This window comes from Microcoleus sp. S36b_A4 (assembly GCF_036700645.1).
GTDB lineage: Bacteria > Cyanobacteriota > Cyanobacteriia > Cyanobacteriales > Microcoleaceae > Microcoleus.
Map to the genome: position 1 here is coordinate 15,631 of NZ_JAUBPI010000068.1, position 18,892 is coordinate 34,522.

Consider the following 18,892-nt stretch of genomic DNA (forward strand, 5'->3'; position numbering starts at 1 on the left):
GCTGAGCATAGCTGCTAGCCTGCGGCTCGTCGGTTCGCAAAGCCGCAGGGAGCCGAAGGGAAGTGCGTAGCTGAACTATTGGGAATTGGGGAACTTGTAAGCTCGTGTAGTAGAAGTATTGGGAATTGGGAATTGGGGAATTTGGAAGTAGAAATTGGGAATTTAGCCGATCGCCTTAACAATAACAGTGTTACACCACATCATATCAGAAACTTGCCAGCTACTTAAAGGAAAAAGGCAAAAGGCAGAAGGTAGAAGCCAGGAAAAGAATATCCCTTCTGCCTTCTACCTTCTGCCTTCAAAGGCACTAATCTCCAACTTTAAGCTGGATATATCCGCAGGCGGCGATTGGGTTCTTCCCCAAAACTGTGGGACTTCAGGTGATAGTGTTCCACAAGTTCGTGCTGCATTTTGCGGACGTTGGGAGAACGAGGCAGGAGTTCCACCGGCTGTCCCTTGGGAATGACAATTTGCTCCACTGCTAAGCGGGTTTCTTCGAGAGCTTCGAGCTCGTCAGAAGAACCGCTGCGGGCGAATAAGGCGAGGTCTGCCACTTCCGGCGTGCCGGGGTCATCCATGTCCAACAGACGCCGCAAAGCTCTCGCTACGTGGGGAATAGTCCCTGCCTTAATTGTGTGCAGGGGAACTTGGCGAGTTTTGGCCAAGTGCCTCAATTTCGACTGGTTCCGAACGTTCGATCGCAAAGCCAAAACCACGTCAGCGCTCTCAATATCCTTGGTCAGCAGTATCGGCAGGTTCAGCGTCGAAATCACCTGTTCGAGCTGGTGGCGAGGTATGCCGTAAGGATAAACGTGGAGGGGCAAATCTTCGCCGTTAGGGCCGACATTCTGGGAAAAACGTCCAGGCTTAGGTACAGGCTCAACGGACAGGGATTCTTCGAGCAGTTGCTCGAAATACCGAGTCTCAGCAACCGGCGCGCTCTTAGCAGCTAAGTTCTCGCTGGGAGCGGGCATCGGCACCATTTTGCCAGCACTCCGCCACCCTGAGATCGGTGTGACGGGCCGGATTGCCGAGACAGCAGCCGGGCTGCTGGAAGCTGCCATCCCCGGAAACCGCGCGGGGGGAGTTGCCGACTCCTGCTCGATAATTACTTCTCCTGTCTCGCTGATGCTTCTGATTTGCTGGCTCGGTTCGCGTCCCCGCAGCAGAGTGTCGATCGAATCTGCAACTCGCTCGTGGATTACCCAGCGCTGCCGTTCCAGCATTTCGATGGCAATTTCAAAAGTTGGCGGTGCTTTGCGTTCCAAAACCGTCTTTTGAGAACCGCGCCGTCTTGCTTCGTCATCTCCCAGCGTCACCGCTTGGATGCCCCCAATTAAATCTGCCAGAGTCGGGTTTTTCATCAAGTTTTCGATCCGGTTCCCGTGGGCGGTACCTACCAACTGCACGCCCCTTTCGGCGATCGTCCGAGCCGCCAAAGCTTCGAGTTCCGTGCCGATTTCGTCAATCACGATCACTTGCGGCATATGGTTTTCCACTGCTTCGATCATGACTTGGTGCTGGAGTTCGGGACGGGAAACTTGCATTCTGCGAGCTCTACCGATCGCTGGGTGGGGAATATCTCCATCTCCGGCAATTTCGTTGGAGGTGTCGATGATTACCACCCGTTTTTCCAAGTCATCGGCGAGGACGCGGGCAATTTCGCGCAGGGCCGTGGTTTTGCCAACCCCAGGGCGGCCGAGCATCAAAATTGACTGACCGGTTTCCACTAAATCGCGGATAATGCCGATCGTCCCGAACACAGCGCGGCCCACCCTCAAAGTCAAGCCGATAATCTCGCCGCTGCGGTTGCGAAGGGCGCTAATTCGGTGCAGGGTTTGCTCAATACCGGCTCGATTGTCGCCGCCGAAGTGGCCGACTCGCTCGATGCAATAGTTGAGGTGTGCCTTGGAAACCGGTGTTTGAGAAAGAGGTTCGGCCAAGGATGGAAAACGAGCTTCAGGTTGGCGGCCCAAATCCATGACAATCTCAATGAGATTGTTGCGCTGCGGGTGCTGCTCTAAGGGCTGCCGGATCTCATCTGGCACGATGTCTAATAATCTGTTGAGGTCGTCTGTAATCTGCATTCGCCTCGATGTGTTCGGTGACGTTTTCAACTTTTTAGTCTGTTGCCAGTTGTTATGTGTCAGTTGCCAGTTGTTATGTGTCAGTTGCCAGTTGTTGTTGGAATTAACTACTAACCACTAACTAATGACTAATGACTACTGACTAATGACTACTGACTAAAATTCTTTGAGCGGGGAAACTAGAGAACGAGCTAAACTTACGGCCTGTGAGAGAAGTTCTGGGACGGCTTCGAGCTGAGGTAGCCGAGATGTTTGAACTCCGGCTCCTGGCCGCGCGACTGCCACCGGAACGGCATAGGCTCGATCGGTCTGCATTGTTTCTAACTGTTCTAAAATTGGCGATAGCAAAACCCTGGCATAGCTGCCGTAAGCTACACCTGCAATATATGGAACAGGGGGATCTGACGAATTTTTCCCGGCATCCTTCATCAGTCCCTCGGCTCTCAATTTGCTGACAGTGTGAGCATTAGTGCCGCCTGCAAGTTGCACGTATCCCGGCAACTGGGCAGCCAAAACTTTTTGACCGAGTTTGACCGCGGCTCTAGTAGTTCCTGTTCCGATATCTCCGCTCATTGGCCTACCGTCCGTTTGCCAAATTAGCGGACAAGGAAGGGGGGAAATTATTTGATAGAGTGTCCGCAAATAATCAATCAAACCGTCTCCATCGGGGCAACTAATTGCTATTACCTTGAGTTGAGCGACCCAGGGAGCTATGCTCGACCAAAGTCGCGCAAAATCTGCCTCTCTGCCTACTTGCGTGTGGATTTCTAGGGCGTCCGCACCGGATTGCAAGATTAAAGGTGCGATCGCGGCGGGAGCAGACACGTAAGAACGAGTATAAATTAGTTGGCTCGGACAAATCGGCAGACAGCGACCGCAGCCATAGCATTGCTGGTCTATCACCCCGGAAAAACCACTGCCAGCACTCTGAAAAACTATTGCTTCGGCTGGACATATTTTTTCGCACGGCCGCCAGCAGTCCACCGGACAATCGGCTGGGTTGAATTCGGCTTTGCGAAAATGCGGGTCTTCTCCATCGTTTAAACTCACCATCAGCAACGGCAACCCTTTGCCGCCAAACCTGCGGTTTTGAGTTCTTGCCTGTAATTCGCTGGCCACTTGTAGGGCTTCTTTCGCTGCGGCGACGGCGGCGGGATCTGCCGCGACATCGATACAGTCAGCGCCTGCTAAGGTGTAAGCCAAGGTGAGATTCCGTACAGCAGGCAGGTGTTGAAAGCTCGCCCCACAGATCAGCTTGAACCAATGGCCATCTTTTAATGAGTTTAGGGGATGATAATGTTCTGTCACCCTTATATGCTAATCCTTTCAGCTAAAAATTACTATGTGGAAATTTCTACTTAATTTGAAAATTTAGGCGGGTACAAGCTGGAAACGCTACTGATAGCAGTATATCTGGTGCTGTTGGCTCTATATGTAGAGTTCTGAGGTAAGTATTTTTGAGAAATCTAATTTTTTTGATAGTGCCTAACGATGAGGCTATTTTCCACTTTGGCGATCGGCTTGAGTGACACGTTGACTTACGGACAGAATTTCTATGATATCATATTTCGGTGGATTTGGCAAGGAAAAAGTAGACTAAAGATTTTTTTGGAAGTGGCCGTGCAGTCGTCATTGCCATAAAGTTCGATCGAGCATTGAAACCCAGCGACGAACCGCAGATGAACATTCTACTCCCTAACTTGAAGCTACATTCATCTGCGTTAATCTGCGATTCAACGAGCTCTACTACTTGCTCAGCCGCTTGTAAACCGTAGCCAAAGCATGGCTATCCCCCACATTTCCCGGAAACAAAACCACGGGTAAATTGGGAAACAGAGGATGATCTGCATCGGTTTTCACCACCGAACAACCTGCGATTATTTGACCGATTTGCCTGACACTTTTTAGCGACAAACCTGTACTCAAAACATCATTAGAAGTAATGCCGCCCTTGCTAATCAAAAACCCGATATCGGTAGGCAGTCCCCGCACGATATCCATCAGTAAAGCAGAAACCGCTTCTCCAAATTTTAACCTAATTTCTGCATTGTCAAATTCGAGTTCCTTGCGGCTGGTATAAATTACAGGCGTTTTACCATCGGCATGAGAAGTGCGGACTTTTTCGAGAGTTTCATCGAGCATTTGGGTGCGATACTCTGATGAATCTTCTAACAAGTGAGATACATCTATTTCAATGCTAACTATATTGGGTTCTTTTAACAAGCGTTCCAATTGTTCAGTAGTTTTCTTAACGTGGGAACCAACTATTACTGCACCCGGTTTCCCGTCCCTCACGTATTTTGCCATTTCGTCGGCTGCTACTGGCTGCGGGCCGAGGTCAGCTAAGGATGTTAAAATACTCGCCCCGCTGCGGAATAAAAACTTTTTGCCTTGACTGGCAGCAGCGAGAATGTGTTTCGCAAATGTGTCTAAATCGCCTTGGCTTTCGCCGTCAACAACTGCACATTGGTTGTCTTTCATCTCCATCAGTCGATCTAAACTTCCGTAGCGGATGTCTGCAAGTAAAATGCGATCGACTGCATCAGCTTTGATGCGACCTTTGGTTTTTTCTTCTACGTAGTCTGGCAGGTAACTGTGACTGTAGCCGAAGACTGAATCTTTGGCAAATTCGGTTTGGTGTACAGGCGTTGCGACGCTGTTAACCATTAGGTAATGCACGCTGTGGCGGGTAATTCTGCCTCCTTCAAAAAAGGCGGGAATTAGAAAATGGGCGTCGAAGGGGCCAAGTTCTTCGGCGATCGCATCGGTTTCGATGGGATAGTGACCGCGCAGGGTAGAATCGGAACGGCTAACTATTAGGAAGTCTTCGATTTTTTCGCTGGCGATCGCCCTTTTTAGATTTTGGCACACTTCGCGGGTGACGGAGGCTGCTTTTTCGGGAGTTAGCGATCGAGTATTTGTCAGTATGAAGAAAATCGGGCACTTGTCCCGCAGCCCCAAACGCAGGGTGTCTTCGTCCCAACGTGTCAGCAGCAAGCAACTGTGCACGGTTTGAGAACCAGTCGGATCGTCGTCGAGAACTATAATCTTGGGTTTGGCAGAAGACATACTGACCTGGTTGTTAACGTCACCTTTCCAAGATATCCTTACCTGTTACGTAACAGGAAAAAATTTACAATAATTATGATATTTTTTCAACAATTCTCCTAATTCATAATTTTAAAAATGTCTTTGAGTTCGAGTGGAACAGGCATCCTGCCTGTTGCGGTTCAGTAAGCTGCATATTGCTACTGGGTAAGAGGCGCACGCAGCCGTGGACGCTACTAACTTTTGCCATTTTTAAAATTAGCAGCGTTTCGATCTTGCAACTTTTTCATTTCTGCTTGAACTCCCACGGCTACTTGCAAAGCTTCGTTGAGCAATCGCCCCTGTTCGCTGGCTCGATCGCTAATTTGGAGGGCATTCAAATTTTTTAAGTTATTGGCAAATAATTCTGAGTTAGTAGCGACAAATTTTTTGTTTTCCCTAAGAATTCTTTCAGTTTTCAAAGCTCGAACTAAATCGTCTCTGATTAGTTGCAAAGCTTGAATAACTTTGGCTCGATCGCCGATTTTTACTGCCACATTGCCGGCATCTTCTATCCTATCGTTAATTTCGATCGCTTTGATTATACCATTATAGCGATCGACATCATCAAAAAGATTGATTAAATGTGGGTTTTGGCGGCTGCACTGAATTTTCCACGCATCCTCAAAGATTAAACCGACGATCGCAGCGAAGTGAAGGGCGAACCACCACAAATAAGCTCTAGGAAATATCGCAACCAGCAGCCAACAACTGATGAGAACCAAAACAATTAAACCGACAGTTTTCAAAGCTTCGCGGGCAAACTTAGTCGCTGTCGGCGGCCGGTATACGCGCTCGGGCCCGGCGCCGGTGAGGTGCTTGAGCTCACCGAGAGTAATTTCTAATCCCTGAATGTCAGCTCGCATAAATCTTTACAAATATATGTTAATTATAAAGTTTTGTAGTAGAACAAGGGGCTCGTCTACAATAAACCTAACACTTTTTCAAACCAAAACTGCACTATGTCCGTACGTCCTATATACCTCGACAACCACGCCACAACCCCGGTAGATCCACGGGTAGTTGATGCGATGCTGCCGTATTTCACCGAACAATTCGGCAACGCAGCCAGCATCAACCACGTCTACGGCTGGGAAGCAGAAGCAGCAGTAAAACAGTCACGACAAATCATAGCAGAAGCGATAAATGCTTCCCCCGAAGAAATTGTTTTTACCAGCGGTGCAAGCGAAGCAAATAACTTAGCGATCAAAGGCATCGCCGAAGCTTATTTCAGTAAAGGAAAGCACATTATCACAGTAAAAACCGAACACAATGCAATTCTCGACCCCTGTACCTATTTGCAAAAATTGGGGTTTGACATTACTGTTTTACCGGTGAAAAGCGACGGGCTGATTGATATAGGCGATTTGATCAAAGCGATTCGGGCCGAGACAATTTTAGTTTCAGTGATGACAGCTAACAACGAAATTGGCGTCATCCAGCCGATCGCAGAAATTGCTGCAATTTGTCGCGGAAATGACATTCTTTTTCACACAGATGCGGCACAGGCGATCGGCAAAATTCCCCTCGACGTAGAGGAGATGAATATCGATCTAATGTCCTTGACAGCCCACAAAATCTACGGGCCAAAAGGGATCGGTGCTCTCTACGTGCGCCGCAACAAACCGAGAGTGCAGCTAGCGCCGCAAATGCACGGAGGAGGCCACGAAAGGGGAATGCGATCGGGAACTCTCTACCCACCGCAAATAGTTGGGTTTGCCAAAGCAGTAGAATTGGCAATTGCAGAAATGCCGTCGGAAACAGAACGAGTGGTTAATTTGCGCCAGCGTTTGTGGGAAAAATTGAGTGAATTGGGCGATGTTTTTCTCAACGGTCACGCTACGAAGAGATTGCCGGGGAATCTCAATATTAGTGTAGCCGGGGTTGACGGTCAAGCGTTGATGTTGGGTTTGCAACCGGCGGCGGCAGTTTCTTCTGGATCTGCTTGCACTTCGGCGAAAATATCTCCATCTCATGTTTTAGCAGCGATCGGGCGATCGGACAAATTAGCTTATGCTTCAATTCGGTTTGGTATTGGCCGCTTCAATACCGAAGCCGAAATAGATGCAGTCGCCGAACACGCGATCGCAACTATTACATCTCTCCGACAAGCTCAAAAAGTCAATCAATTTTAGATTTGAAATTTGAGATTTTAGATGAGAGAATTGAAGATTAGGAAATAGTTTTGAGTTTTGAGTTTTAAATTATTTAACTTACAACTCAAAACTTTCCCTCTTTTTATGGCAGAGTATAATTGGTATCGAACCCTTACTTAGAACCAAACACCTCGCGCACCCGATAAATCGGTTTTCCCTGCGACTCGTGATAAGTCCGCATCATCACTTCCGCCAGCAAACCAAAACAAAATAACTGCACGCCAGTCAACAGCAAAACTACAGCCAAAATCAGCAAAGGACGATTTCCAATAATTTGACCAAAACCCAATTTTAAGACTGTCAAATAAATTCCTAAAACCGTTCCCAAGGTCATAGAACTCAGTCCCAAAAGTCCAAAAACGTGCATCGGTCGAGTCAGGAACTTTTTCATAAAAGAAATAGTTAACAAATCCATCAACACCCGAAAAGTCCGCCAAATTCCGTACTTACTTTGACCGAAACGGCGGGCGTGGTGTCGCACAGGCATTTCTGCAATTCTCGCCCCTTCAATAAACGCCAACGCTGGCAAAAAGCGGTGCAATTCCCCGTACAGATTCAAGTCTGCTACCAACTCTGATTTATAAGCTTTCAAAGAACAGCCGTAGTCGTGCAAAGTTACGCCTGTAACGCGACCAATTAACCAGTTTGCAATTTTAGAAGGAATCAACCTGCTAATAGTATTATCCTGCCTATTTTTGCGCCAGCCGCTAACTAAATCGTAGCCTTCATTTAACTTTGCCAACAACAGCGGAATATCAGCCGGGTCATTTTGCAAATCGCCGTCAAGGGTAACAATAGCACGGCCGCGAGCGCGATCGAAACCTGCCGACATGGCAGCAGTTTGCCCGTAATTGCGGCGCAAAATTACAGCACAAAGGTCATCGCGAGTGCTGGCTAATTGCTGCAGAAGTTCAGCAGAACCGTCCTTAGAACCGTCATCTACACAAATAATTTGATAGCTGAGTCCCGATGGTTGGATAGAAGAGGCGATCGCCTCAATCAAATGAGGCAAACTTTCCACCTCATTATACACCGGCACCACCACCGAAACATCGAGAACAACCTCAGCCTCAGCTTGCTGTCTCGCCAATTTTTCCAAAAATAATGCAGCGTCCATTTTTTTATTCGATAATATCAACAGTCAACCGTCAACAGTCAACCGTCAACAACTAACTAGGTTGATAACTTTCCACAACTTTACCATATCCCCGCAATTGCTGGTAATAAGCTTGACTGACTAGATCGCCATCCTCCGACAAAACATCGATACCGATACCGTTGCGACCTTGTGCTTTTCCAGAACTGTGAATGTAGCGATTATCTCCGAGATATAATCCTACATGAGTTGCTTTTTCAGGCGTACCAAAAAATACTAAATCTCCCGGTTTTAAAGCACTGATACTAATAGGTTTAGTAAAAGCTTCCTGCTGATAAGCATCCCTCGGCAACCAGATTCCCGCAGCCACAAAAGCAGCTTGCATCAAGCCCGAACAATCATAATTCGGCCCAACTGTACCGCCCCAAAGATAATAATTGGATTGGTTCATAGCCTCGCGAGCAAAAGTAATTACAAGTGGTAATTTTTCCTTTATTTGGGTCTCAGAAACCACGAGAGGATTGTACAATGTTTCTGTCGGAGCGAGCAACTCAACATCTCGAATATCCAGCCATCCCGGATAATCATCTTCGCACAGCCGCACCATCACAGCCGTTGTATCCAAGTTTACATCGCTCTGTCTTAGGGGGGGGTCAAAGACGCGCAAATGTCGCCCCAGCGCTGCTTGAGTTGCCAATCGATCGCACTTTGGGGAATCGTAAATATTTATGTGCGATCGGGCCCGGTACTCCACAACATCAGATAATTGATAATTGGCCATTGCTAATTGCTCATTGTGTGCTGTTAATTGTTCGCATTTATTGTTCGCATTTAACGATAGATTGCCATTAGCTGCTAGCCGTTAACCGTTAACCGTCAGCCATTAACCATGACATTTTTTCACAAAGACGAACAATTAGAAAACCTCGGCAGTAGCATTATAGACTCCGCATTGTCAGAATTTACAGGATTAAGTGGCGATCGTATAGCCATTACCTGGATAGTCTACGATCCCCCAGTGCGAGTCAATACAGGCGGCGCCCTGAGTGCAGAAGAATTTTGGAAATATCAACCGCGAGGTTTTAGCGCTAGAGCTTCCGAACGAATTTATCCAGCCAGCATCGTCAAATTATTCTACCTCGTTGCCATCTGGGAATGGGCGCAAAAAGGCATGATTCAAACCTCGCCAGAATTAGAACGCGCCGTCCGAGATATGATAGTTGATTCCAGCAACGACGCCACCAGTTTAGTAGTAGACGCCCTCACCGGCACCACCAGCGGCCCAGAATTATCACCCGCCCCCTTTGAAACTTGGAAACAGCAGCGAAACATCGTCAACCGTTACTTTCAATCATTAGATTGGCCGGAATTACAAAATATTAACGTCAATCAGAAAACCTGGTGTGACGGCCCCTACGGTCGCGAGCGAGCAGTTTTGGGAGAGTTAATGGAAAATAGAAATATGCTGACTACAAATGCAGCGGCGCGTTTGCTGCACAGTATAATCGGCGGCGTAGCTGTTTCTGCCCAAGCATCGCAAGAAATGATGGGTCTAATGAAACGCAGTTTAGACCCAGCAGAATTAGAGGCAGATCCCGAAAATCAAGTTACAGGTTTTTTAGGCGGGGGATTGCCAGAATCAGCAAAATTGTGGTCAAAAGCGGGACTGACAAGTCAAGTGCGTCACGATGCTGCTTATATTGAAATATCCGGTTTGCGGCCGTATTTGTTGGTTGTATTTACCGAGGGGAAAGAGAATAGCAAGAATGAAGAGATTTTGCCATTTATATCGCGGCAATTTGTCGAAGCGATGAAGACATTGAATTAGATTTAGTAGTTGATTATTGCGGCTAGACTAGACTTGAACTGCAAAAATAATTGGGACGGGCTAGAAGCCCATCCCACATGGAAATTTTGTGGTATGGGCTTCTATCCCGTCCAAAAATTTGATTAAAAGGAATTTTTTCCTAGAAGCTCTAAAACGGAGAGGGAGGGATTTGAACCCTCGAAGGATGTTAACACCCTTAACAGATTAGCAATCTGCCGCTTTCGACCACTCAGCCACCTCTCCAAGATGACAGTAACTAACTATAGCACACACATCTTATTCTTGCCAACCCCTAATTTAAAAATTCCTCAATCCCTTACTCTGTATACTTTTCGCGACATCAACCTCCAGCCTCTTCCCCAAAGCCCCTGGCCTTCAAGTGCTTTTCCCAACTAAAATTGGAACTCAAAAAGAACCTCTTAGTATACAAATACCCCAAGCGGTACAGGTGAGCCTTGCGATCGCCATCGAGATTAAAGTCCGTCGTCGTCACCCCAGCTTCAGTCACATCAATATTAATCACCCTGCCCTTATCCATTTCTCGCTGGTGATAGCGGTCTCTTGCTTTCATCATCGTTCTGAACATCGCCGCCAGCATCGACAGGGGAGTATCAATCTTAGCTTTAGTCTCAATTCCGGTATCGACTAATCGAAACCCAAAGGTAAACCAGCGCGGTGCCACAAGAGTCGCACCGACGGATTGTTTGTCATAAATCCACAGGGGGAAATTGCTCAAAATTCCGCCATCTACAATTAAGTCATCGCCGAGTTTTCCTGGTTCAAAAAAGAGCGGAATACTCATCGACAACCGAACGGCTTCAGCAACGCTAAAATGTTCAGCGCTTTTGAGTCGCAACTGCTCGTACAAAGGATCGGAATCCGTCGATTCGCGTCGGTGTAAGTCGTCGGGCAGCACCAACATTTCACCGCGAGTAAGGTTCGATACTACTACTTTTAATTCCCGGTCTTTTACGATTTGTTTGACATCGGCAAAAGTGTGCAAGTTACCTCGACCGAGCATTGCTTCCAGCCACTGCCGGAATGGCTGCGCCGAATATTCTCCCATCTGACGGCTAACTGTTAAGAAAAGCAGCGTCCAAGCAGGAGATTGCAAGTCGTCGGCGGGGTCGCCGTTTAAAATTAGAGGACTGTTTTTTTGAGTTAAAAATAGGCTGTAATCGAGCTGTCCTAAAATTTCCTCTAAATCATCAATTGACAAGTCGGTTGCCAATACTGCCGCAGTAATTGCACCGGCAGAAGTGCCGGCCAATTTTCGCCAGTTGATGCCCAAATCGCTGCAGCACCTGAGTGCTCCTAAAAACGCAACTCCGCGCACGCCACCGCCTTCAAAAACCCCGTCGGCATAGATTTGACCGTTGTCGTCGGGAGGCGGAAATTTGCTAAGAATTGTTTGTTTCTCGGTGGCAGTGATTCTGACACCGGGTTCTTGCAAAATTTGCTGGGGATACCACTTGCTCATGGGAAATACCTCGGATCAATTTTGGGTTTGAGATTTTAGAGAGATATCTATGGTTCTTGATTTTGGTCGGCATCCATTGCCTCTTTGACGTATTGTTGAACTTGCGATCGCACTTGTTCGTAGGCCACGGACGCGCACCAAGGTCGGAGAGATAAAATAGTTGTATCGGGAGTAATCTCGGCTACCAAACAAGTCGGGGGCGGATTCTCCAGCACCAGCGGGTGAGAGTGGGCAATTTCTAATAACTCAGCTACAGTTGGACGAATTGGCCGATCGCCAATATCAATCTTCAAGTCTACTCGCCTCGTTCCCATTGCCGTTGTATTTTTCAGTGTACCGTTAAACAACTGATTGTTCGGGACAATAATTTTTATGCGATCGTCTGTCACCACAGTTGTTGAAAAAATCCCGATGCTGTCCACCACTCCCTTAACATCGCCAGCTTCGATCCCATCTCCGACTTCAAAGGGTCGCAAACTAATCAACATTACCCCAGCAGCAAAGTGCGACAAAGTATTTTGCCACGCCAAACCAATGGCCAAACCCGCTGCACCCACCACCGCAACCACACTGGTAGTTTGAATTCCCAACTGACTCAAAGCGGCGACTACTCCCACTACCAAAATCGTAATTTCAGCAGCTTGAACTAAGAATTTCCGCAGCGTGGCTTCGGTGCGACTCAGTGCACGGCGAGTCACGCGCCCCGCAAAGTTGATCGCAAATCGCGTAATTAACAAAATGCCGATCGCCCACAGCAGTTGAGGTACAATTTTAAACCCCAATTCTACGAATTTTTTCGAGAATTCTTGGGCTAGTTCCAAGGCTTGTGTTCTTTCTGCATTTAGCTGAGAATAGAAGGTTTGGGCTATTGGTAAAAACTTCTGAATAACTGTCATATCAATTGGAAATTGGGAATTGGAAATTGAGAATTGGGCATTGGGCATTGGGCATTGGGCATTGGTAAACGCAGTCTCAGTCTTCTGCATAAGTCGGAGAGTCCGACAGGGGGTTTTAACCCCTGTCTCATAGCTAAAGTCTTCTCAAAGAGGACTAAAATCAATAATTTACTCGCTCAAAATCTTGAGTCGGTTTCAACCGACTTTAGCTATGAGGCAGGGGTTTAAACCCCTGCCGGACTATTGTTAATAGTGTACTGCTACGCGGGGCAATCGGTGTTTAAAACCGCAGAGAATTTCCCACGAAATAGTTCCTAAAGTCGCGGCCCAATCGTCAGCAGTAATTTGATATTCCCCATCTTTGCCCAACAGCGTCACCACTTCACCGACTTCTAAATCTGGAATGTCAGTTACATCCAGCATTAACTGATCCATCGTCACCGCGCCCACTTGCCGCACGAATTGACCCCTGACTAAAACCTGCATTTTATTAGAAAGATTGCGCGGAATACCATCTGCATAGCCGATACCAATTACGGCAATCTGTGTCGGCCGCTGAGCTATAAATTGATAGCCGTAACTGACGCCGGTTCCTGCTTCAATTGTTTTCACCTGCGTTACCCTAGCTTTTACCTGCATTGCGGGCTTCAAATTGGATCTCGACTGTAAGTGAGGTGCTGGATAAAGACCGTAGGTAGCTAAACCGACTCGCACTAAATCGTAGTGCAAATCCGGGTCAGCGAGGGCGGCAGCAGAGTTTGCCAAGTGGAGGCGAGGAGGGTTAATTCCTACTATTTTAATTTGCTCGATCGCCTGTTGAAACCGCTGGTGCTGCTCTCTCATAACTGCGGGGTCTGGACTGTCGGCTGTCGCCAAGTGAGAGTAAATACTGGCTAATTTTAAATTGGGCAACCGCTTGACTAATTGCACAAATTCTGTAGCTTCCTGCCAGGGTGTACCCAAGCGAGACATTCCCGTATCCAACTTAGCGTGAACTGGCAAAGATTGGTTGATATCGGCGAGAACTTCCGAAAAAATTAGGGCTTGTTTGGCAGTACAAATAGTGGGCTGCAAGTGCCAATGGGCGATCGCCTTTACCTGTGGGGCTGTATGGGTTGCCCCCAACAGCAAAATCGGCGCTTCTATCCCAGCTTCTCGCAATTCTATTCCTTCGGGAATTGTCGCCACTCCCAGCCAACTAGCACCTGCTTGCAATGCTGTTTGACTGACTGCAACAGCACCATGCCCGTAAGCATCCGCTTTCACAACTGCCATCAGTTCTGTATCGGGAGATAAGAGTTTTTTAAGCTGTTTTACATTGTGAGTTAAAGCTGCTAAATCGATTTCTACCCAAGCCCGCTGGCAAAGTCCCCCGTTATCGTCCCACAGCAAAGTCTGGCGGGATTCTTTTGTCGTTGATTCTGCGGTTGTTTGTTCCCCACTCCACATTGTCGATCGCTCCTACTTGCTTACACCATTAAAAACTGCTTGGAGATTTTACCCTAAGTTTGATTATAATAAGATTCTCTCTTTCATCAAAGTTAACTGGTGTATCATAGCACCAAAAATACCCGGTAAAAACTATGGACGGACTGGCCTACCTACATTTAGCTGAAACTTGGGAAACGGCTGCGGGTCAAACTCGATCGACCCACTCAAAAAGGCACCTGAATTTAGCCTCTTCTGCTTTACTTTTCTTTACGATCGCTCTCACAATTTTCAACTTAGTCAATCCCGCACTCGCCATCAAAAAAGGTGATTCAGGCCCGGAAGTAGCCGAACTCCAGAAAACTCTACAAAACGCAGGCTATTTTCGCGGTAAGGCTACAGGATTTTACGGTTCTCTCACCCAGGCTGCTGTGAAAAAGTTTCAAGCAGAGAACAACCTGAAAGTTGACGGAATTGTTGGCCCTAAAACCTTGTCAGCACTGAAAGGTAAGCCGGAAGACGCCAGCATGGAAGCTGCGAAAAAAATCTCGCCCAATGTCGATAAATCTTCGCCATCTCCTACCGCCACAGAAAACACAAACGAACTAGAAGATCCAACTAAAAATCAGCCCCAAGAACCGTCTTTGCCACCATTTAAAACAGAAAATTCCGAGGATAAAACAAGGGAATTATCAACCACAACGTTAGTAAATCCTCCCGACAACACTCAAGGAAAAATGACATTGAAAAAAACAATTTATGGCAATATATCGCCAAAATCAATAGTTTATTCGGGAGACGGCTTGTTTTTTGCTCAAAACATGATGTACCGCCACACAATCACAGTTTACGACAGGAACTTTAAATTAGTCAAGACTATTCCCGATACAGTAAACTTGTCGAAGTTCGGCTTTTCTAAATTCAAAGGCAATTATAAAGGCTCTCCCGTAGAAGCTGCTTTTTCAACCGATGGAAAATATGCCTACGTCTCCAACTACAAAATGTACGGATCGGGGTTTAGCAATCCGGGAACCGACAGGTGTTCTCCAGCGGCAAAACACGACCAAAGTTTTCTGTACCGCATCAATACCCAAACTTTGAAAATAGAAAAGGTAATTCCTGTCGGTGCAGTTCCCAAATTCAATGCTGTTTCGCCTGACAATCGCTTCGCCCTCGCTAGCAATTGGTGCAGTTGGGATTTGAGCGTAGTTGATATCAATAAAAATCTCGAAATCGAGCGTGTAAAACTGGGTGCATATCCTCGGGGTATTGTTGTCACTCCCGACTCAAAAAATGCCTATGTTGCCATCATGGGTTCTTCCAATATTGCGAAAGTTAATCTGATAGACTTTTCGGTAGAATGGCTGAGAAATATTGGCAATGCGCCGCGTCATTTGACGATCGATGCCAATGGAAAGTATCTTTATGCAACTTTGAACGGTGAAGGAAATGTAGCAAAAATTGACCTACAAACTGGTAAAGTGGTGGACAAAGTTTCGACAGGAAAAGCACCTCGCAGCATGACAATTTCCGATCAGGGAAAACTAATTTATGTGGTGAACTATTTCTCGAATACTGTTAGCAAAGTTAGGACTAGCGATATGAAAGTGCTGCAAACAGTGAAGGTTAATTCCAGCCCGATCGGGATTACTTACGATCCGGAAACTAATCAGGTTTGGGTAGCTTGCTATTCGGGCAGCATTATGGTGTTTCAAGATTAATTTAGGTGCTTCGTAGTGAGGGCTTCAGTCCTGACTACAAACAAGAGCGATTAAATGTTATTGGGGGCGTTGCTCTGAGCATCGCCCCTAAAATATTACTTGGACAACTTTACAGGCTTCACAACATACTCAGAAGACTTAGCAGGTACTTGACCTTTTTTGGCCATAGCTTGGTAAATCATGGCGGCTACTTCAGCGCGAGTTGCTGTTCTATTCGGCTGCAAAAGTGCGCGCTTCGGGTGGTTGACAACAATGCCAGCTTCTGTGGCTGCTGCTACTTTGTTAACTGCCCATTTCGGCACTTTTGCCCTGTCTGTATAAACTTGTAAACTTTTGGTTGTTTTTGTTGATGGTTTCAGGCTCAAACCGCTCGCTAAAGCTGCGATGACTTCGACACGGGGAATATTTTTGTCGGGACGGAACTCATTGTTTGGGTATCCTTTAAGATATCCAGTTGTGACGGTGTGGTCGATCGCAGGAGCGACAGGACTCTTGTCTTTTACGTCTTTAAAATCAATGGGTTTTCGGATCGGCTTTTTGTCGTCGGACATTCGCTGAATTAAGCGCGCTAGTTCGGCTCGCGTCATCGGTTCGTCGGGACGAAATTTGCTGTCGGTGAAATCAGTAAAGATTTTGCGATCGACTAAAGCGACAATGAACGGACGCGCCCAATATTTGTCTGGAACATCGGAGAATCTAACGGGCCCAACTTTGGGTTTATCGGCTTTGGGTTTATCGGCTTTGGGTTGGGTAATTGCTGGATTGGGAGTCGATGGCGCAATTGGCTTGGGAGGAACAACGATTACACCCACGGGAGGATTTTCCGGTAAAATCGGCCCTAAAGGTGCAACAGGTGCGACATCCTGTTTTAACGGAACGGGGGTTGCAGCAGGCGATCGCAAATCCGAACTTGGCGATTCTGGCGTTAATATTCCCGGAGTCGCGGGCGTAACAGCAGGCTGAGAAAAAACGGCTGGAAATTGCCAATTTCTGGCATTCAATCGATCGGGATTTTTACCTGTTACCCAAAATAAAATTGCTCCCATCGTGCCGAAGGCAACCAAGATAGCAATCAATTCATCCAATCCTAGAGGATTTCTTTCCCCTGACGGGGGTTGTGAAGAAGACATATTGTCACCTACATACTAATGTAGAAATTAAATCACATATTTTTTTGGTCTGGGGGAAACAGAGAAGGCTAAATCAATTATTCCAAAGTTTTCACTCTCCCTACCTGCGGCGGCGTGGCATCGGGAGAATATATAAAATCAACTTTTACCGATGTCATTTGCTGATTTTTGCCATCTTCAACTCAGCGCCTTCTACTCCCGAAAGAGCGATTCCGACTCGGTTGACGAGAATTCCTGCCACTACCAAAACTTGGCTGCCGCTTGTTTTGATTTTGACGTGGCTGCGGCGATCGCCTCAAAGTGCTGCCACCGTAACCCGAACCGGTCGATCGATTGCCATTTGGACGTACTGAGGGTCTTACTGGCTGGTTGTATGTGGGCGATCGCAGGCGGCCGGTTGTCCTTAAAACTTGACGGTTTCTCACCTCTGGAGGCGGAGTTCGGTAGCGAGTTTGATATTGGTTAACAGCTTGACCGTAAGTATTGCCATAGCCGCCATATCCTGTCATAATTCCCGGCTGATAGACTGGCGGCATATAATATTGCGGTCTAAATAACAAACTGCCGATCGCCTGACCGGCAACAGCTCCAGCAAACGGCGCCCAGAAGCCAGATTGCTGCCGTACTACTACGGTTTGTGGCTGACCGGTTTGAGGATTAGGAACAGTTTCGGTAACGTTGTGGACGTACTCAATTTTAAAATCTTCTGTCAAATGCAAAACCGCTTGATTGTTATCCAAGTTTAGATAACTTTTCTTGCCTGCTGATATTTCTTCATCTGTTAAGCGAGCCATTTGCAAATCCCTAGTCCGGTAAACTGGGGGACTGCCGGCGGGAGTATTCAGCAACATCAAACTGTATTCGCCATCCGCATCGTCGTAGGTAGCTTGCTGTACAGGATATTGACCTTGAGCCAAGTTATTGTTTGGTGCAGGACGCACTGTGTTAATATTTGGATTGCCAGCAGGATTTGTAGAAGTTTGTCTACTAGGAGAACCGCAGGCGGTTGCCGTCCATAAAAAAGTTAAAGCCATTAAATAAATTGTCAGTCTTCGCAGCATCATAAATAGTAATTGGTAATTGGGCATTGGGCATCGCGCATGGGGCAGCGCGCATTGGTAGCAAATAACTAATAACTAATAACTAATAACTAATTACTCCTTCCTTAAAGGGGAATAAGTTCTGGGAAATTGACCAACACTTGGTCGTTGGTAAGTTCGTCTCCCAACTGTGCGGGAGAAAAGTGAACTTGCACAGCTCGGAGCCTTTCTTGGTAATGTAAATTAATCAGTGCTTTTAAACCGACTTTAAGCGCGCTGATGTCAGCGAGGTCAGTTTCTAGGGCAGGAACTTCGCCTTCATAAGCAACTGTCAGCATCACCACCACATTTCTAGTTACCGGCAAAGACAAGGGGGATTTTTTATCGTAAACAGATGTACTGTATTGAGGCTCGCTGAGATAGCGATCGGCTGAATCAGTGAAAAGTTCATCCACATAATCGCCGGCTTCGCCTTCATTCCAAAAAACATCGCCTTCATTGGCGGCTGCTTGCCAGTAGTTGTCGTACTGCAACAGGTGATTGCAAATTTCTACAAGACCTTCTCCTAAAACTGCTATGTCGCCATCGGCATCAATTGCTTCTCTGGCGGTGCGATTGAGAACTCCTAACAGCGGTGCAACTTCTTCGCCTGTTAGGTGAACGAACACCCGGCAAACTGCCAATCTAGTTTTACCTGTAAATTGATTGAATCGATCGCGCCAAGCATTCATAATAACCTCTAGTTGTAATCTGTAGGGCTATATTTCCAACGATAGCAGGCGATTTGCACTCTTGCCGTCTAACCTCAGATTGATATCGAGGGCATTTTGAGCGATCGCCTCGGCAGCGTACTGTCTCGCTTTGACTAGACCTCTTGCGAAAGTGCGCTCGTTCTAGGTAAAATAAAAGAAAAAATTAGCTCCCATAATATGAAGTACGAACA

The 18,892-nt window shown here is 46.9% G+C and carries 16 protein-coding genes and 1 tRNA gene; 3 read left to right on the forward strand and 14 right to left on the reverse strand.

The window, feature by feature from the left end:
* Positions 1-320 precede the first annotated feature (320 nt).
* The 4 genes from QUA03_RS20055 to QUA03_RS20070 all read right to left on the reverse strand — a co-directional run bounded on the left by QUA03_RS20055 (position 321) and on the right by QUA03_RS20070 (position 6,040).
* Positions 321-2,087: a R3H domain-containing nucleic acid-binding protein gene (locus QUA03_RS20055; RefSeq protein ID WP_333214318.1), complete on the reverse strand. Its 1,767-nt coding sequence runs from the start codon at positions 2,085-2,087 to the stop codon at positions 321-323.
* A gap of 156 nt (positions 2,088-2,243) precedes the next feature.
* Positions 2,244-3,395, reverse strand: coding sequence for a circadian clock protein LdpA (gene ldpA / locus QUA03_RS20060; protein ID WP_333159893.1), 1,152 nt, complete (start codon positions 3,393-3,395; stop codon positions 2,244-2,246).
* A 438-nt stretch (positions 3,396-3,833) separates the two neighbouring features.
* Entirely contained in the window at positions 3,834-5,156 is a 1,323-nt protein-coding gene (locus QUA03_RS20065; RefSeq protein WP_333159895.1) for a four-carbon acid sugar kinase family protein, read from the reverse strand.
* 215 nt (positions 5,157-5,371) lie between these two features.
* A complete protein-coding gene (locus QUA03_RS20070; protein ID WP_333159897.1) occupies positions 5,372-6,040 on the reverse strand; it encodes a hypothetical protein in 669 nt (222 codons plus the stop codon).
* Between the two features lie 96 nt (positions 6,041-6,136).
* Between QUA03_RS20070 and QUA03_RS20075 the strand changes: the two genes are divergently transcribed.
* On the forward strand, positions 6,137-7,309 hold the full coding sequence (locus tag QUA03_RS20075) for an IscS subfamily cysteine desulfurase (protein ID WP_333214320.1): 1,173 nt from the start codon (positions 6,137-6,139) through the stop codon (positions 7,307-7,309).
* 133 nt (positions 7,310-7,442) lie between these two features.
* Here QUA03_RS20075 and QUA03_RS20080 read toward each other — a convergent pair whose 3' ends face one another.
* Together QUA03_RS20080 and QUA03_RS20085 are read right to left on the reverse strand one after the other, a co-directional pair.
* The gene (locus tag QUA03_RS20080; protein ID WP_333159900.1) at positions 7,443-8,447 is read right to left on the reverse strand and encodes a glycosyltransferase family 2 protein; all 1,005 of its coding nucleotides are present in this window, start codon (positions 8,445-8,447) and stop codon (positions 7,443-7,445) included.
* 52 nt (positions 8,448-8,499) lie between these two features.
* Positions 8,500-9,207, reverse strand: a complete 708-nt coding sequence (locus tag QUA03_RS20085) for a C40 family peptidase (protein WP_333159902.1) — start codon at positions 9,205-9,207, stop codon at positions 8,500-8,502.
* A gap of 108 nt (positions 9,208-9,315) precedes the next feature.
* Between QUA03_RS20085 and QUA03_RS20090 the strand changes: the two genes are divergently transcribed.
* Positions 9,316-10,254, forward strand: a complete 939-nt coding sequence (locus QUA03_RS20090) for a serine hydrolase (protein ID WP_333159904.1) — start codon at positions 9,316-9,318, stop codon at positions 10,252-10,254.
* A 154-nt stretch (positions 10,255-10,408) separates the two neighbouring features.
* Here QUA03_RS20090 and QUA03_RS20095 read toward each other — a convergent pair.
* The 4 genes from QUA03_RS20095 to alr form a co-directional block, all read right to left on the reverse strand.
* Positions 10,409-10,497, reverse strand: a tRNA-Ser gene (locus QUA03_RS20095).
* A 97-nt stretch (positions 10,498-10,594) separates the two neighbouring features.
* The gene (locus QUA03_RS20100) at positions 10,595-11,734 is read right to left on the reverse strand and encodes a patatin-like phospholipase family protein (protein ID WP_333158592.1); all 1,140 of its coding nucleotides are present in this window, start codon (positions 11,732-11,734) and stop codon (positions 10,595-10,597) included.
* A 47-nt stretch (positions 11,735-11,781) separates the two neighbouring features.
* Positions 11,782-12,630: a mechanosensitive ion channel family protein gene (locus QUA03_RS20105; RefSeq protein WP_333158594.1), complete on the reverse strand. Its 849-nt coding sequence runs from the start codon at positions 12,628-12,630 to the stop codon at positions 11,782-11,784.
* 246 nt (positions 12,631-12,876) lie between these two features.
* The gene (gene alr, locus QUA03_RS20110; protein ID WP_333214322.1) at positions 12,877-14,079 is read right to left on the reverse strand and encodes an alanine racemase; all 1,203 of its coding nucleotides are present in this window, start codon (positions 14,077-14,079) and stop codon (positions 12,877-12,879) included.
* A 134-nt stretch (positions 14,080-14,213) separates the two neighbouring features.
* On the opposite strand from alr, the gene QUA03_RS20115 reads away from it, so the two are divergent.
* Positions 14,214-15,779: a peptidoglycan-binding protein gene (locus QUA03_RS20115; protein WP_333214324.1), complete on the forward strand. Its 1,566-nt coding sequence runs from the start codon at positions 14,214-14,216 to the stop codon at positions 15,777-15,779.
* A 95-nt stretch (positions 15,780-15,874) separates the two neighbouring features.
* Here the strand turns inward: QUA03_RS20115 and QUA03_RS20120 are convergent, their stop codons facing one another.
* From QUA03_RS20120 to QUA03_RS20130, 4 genes are all read right to left on the reverse strand, one after another.
* Positions 15,875-16,909: an S-layer homology domain-containing protein gene (locus tag QUA03_RS20120; RefSeq protein ID WP_333214326.1), complete on the reverse strand. Its 1,035-nt coding sequence runs from the start codon at positions 16,907-16,909 to the stop codon at positions 15,875-15,877.
* Positions 16,910-16,986: 77 nt separating this feature from the next.
* Entirely contained in the window at positions 16,987-17,067 is an 81-nt protein-coding gene (locus tag QUA03_RS29055) for a hypothetical protein (protein WP_445242648.1), read from the reverse strand.
* 24 nt (positions 17,068-17,091) lie between these two features.
* Entirely contained in the window at positions 17,092-17,973 is an 882-nt protein-coding gene (locus tag QUA03_RS20125) for a hypothetical protein (protein WP_333214328.1), read from the reverse strand.
* Positions 17,974-18,074: 101 nt separating this feature from the next.
* The gene (locus tag QUA03_RS20130) at positions 18,075-18,680 is read right to left on the reverse strand and encodes a DUF1517 domain-containing protein (RefSeq protein ID WP_333214329.1); all 606 of its coding nucleotides are present in this window, start codon (positions 18,678-18,680) and stop codon (positions 18,075-18,077) included.
* Positions 18,681-18,892 lie beyond the last annotated feature (212 nt).

What these genes read in the sequence shown, in the direction of transcription:
- QUA03_RS20100 (WP_333158592.1), bottom strand. Translation starts at nt 11,734, where the DNA reads ATGAGCAAGTGGTATCCCCAGCAAATTTTGCAAGAACCCGGTGTCAGA.
- QUA03_RS20055 (WP_333214318.1), bottom strand. Translation starts at nt 2,087, where the DNA reads ATGCAGATTACAGACGACCTCAACAGATTATTAGACATCGTGCCAGAT.
- QUA03_RS20105 (WP_333158594.1), bottom strand. Translation starts at nt 12,630, where the DNA reads ATGACAGTTATTCAGAAGTTTTTACCAATAGCCCAAACCTTCTATTCT.
- QUA03_RS20075 (WP_333214320.1), top strand. Translation starts at nt 6,137, where the DNA reads ATGTCCGTACGTCCTATATACCTCGACAACCACGCCACAACCCCGGTA.
- QUA03_RS20085 (WP_333159902.1), bottom strand. Translation starts at nt 9,207, where the DNA reads ATGGCCAATTATCAATTATCTGATGTTGTGGAGTACCGGGCCCGATCG.
- QUA03_RS20070 (WP_333159897.1), bottom strand. Translation starts at nt 6,040, where the DNA reads ATGCGAGCTGACATTCAGGGATTAGAAATTACTCTCGGTGAGCTCAAG.
- QUA03_RS20080 (WP_333159900.1), bottom strand. Translation starts at nt 8,447, where the DNA reads ATGGACGCTGCATTATTTTTGGAAAAATTGGCGAGACAGCAAGCTGAG.
- QUA03_RS20130 (WP_333214329.1), bottom strand. Translation starts at nt 18,680, where the DNA reads ATGAATGCTTGGCGCGATCGATTCAATCAATTTACAGGTAAAACTAGA.
- QUA03_RS29055 (WP_445242648.1), bottom strand. Translation starts at nt 17,067, where the DNA reads ATGACATCGGTAAAAGTTGATTTTATATATTCTCCCGATGCCACGCCG.
- QUA03_RS20115 (WP_333214324.1), top strand. Translation starts at nt 14,214, where the DNA reads ATGGACGGACTGGCCTACCTACATTTAGCTGAAACTTGGGAAACGGCT.
- QUA03_RS20120 (WP_333214326.1), bottom strand. Translation starts at nt 16,909, where the DNA reads ATGTCTTCTTCACAACCCCCGTCAGGGGAAAGAAATCCTCTAGGATTG.
- QUA03_RS20125 (WP_333214328.1), bottom strand. Translation starts at nt 17,973, where the DNA reads ATGATGCTGCGAAGACTGACAATTTATTTAATGGCTTTAACTTTTTTA.
- alr (WP_333214322.1), bottom strand. Translation starts at nt 14,079, where the DNA reads ATGTGGAGTGGGGAACAAACAACCGCAGAATCAACGACAAAAGAATCC.
- QUA03_RS20090 (WP_333159904.1), top strand. Translation starts at nt 9,316, where the DNA reads ATGACATTTTTTCACAAAGACGAACAATTAGAAAACCTCGGCAGTAGC.
- QUA03_RS20065 (WP_333159895.1), bottom strand. Translation starts at nt 5,156, where the DNA reads ATGTCTTCTGCCAAACCCAAGATTATAGTTCTCGACGACGATCCGACT.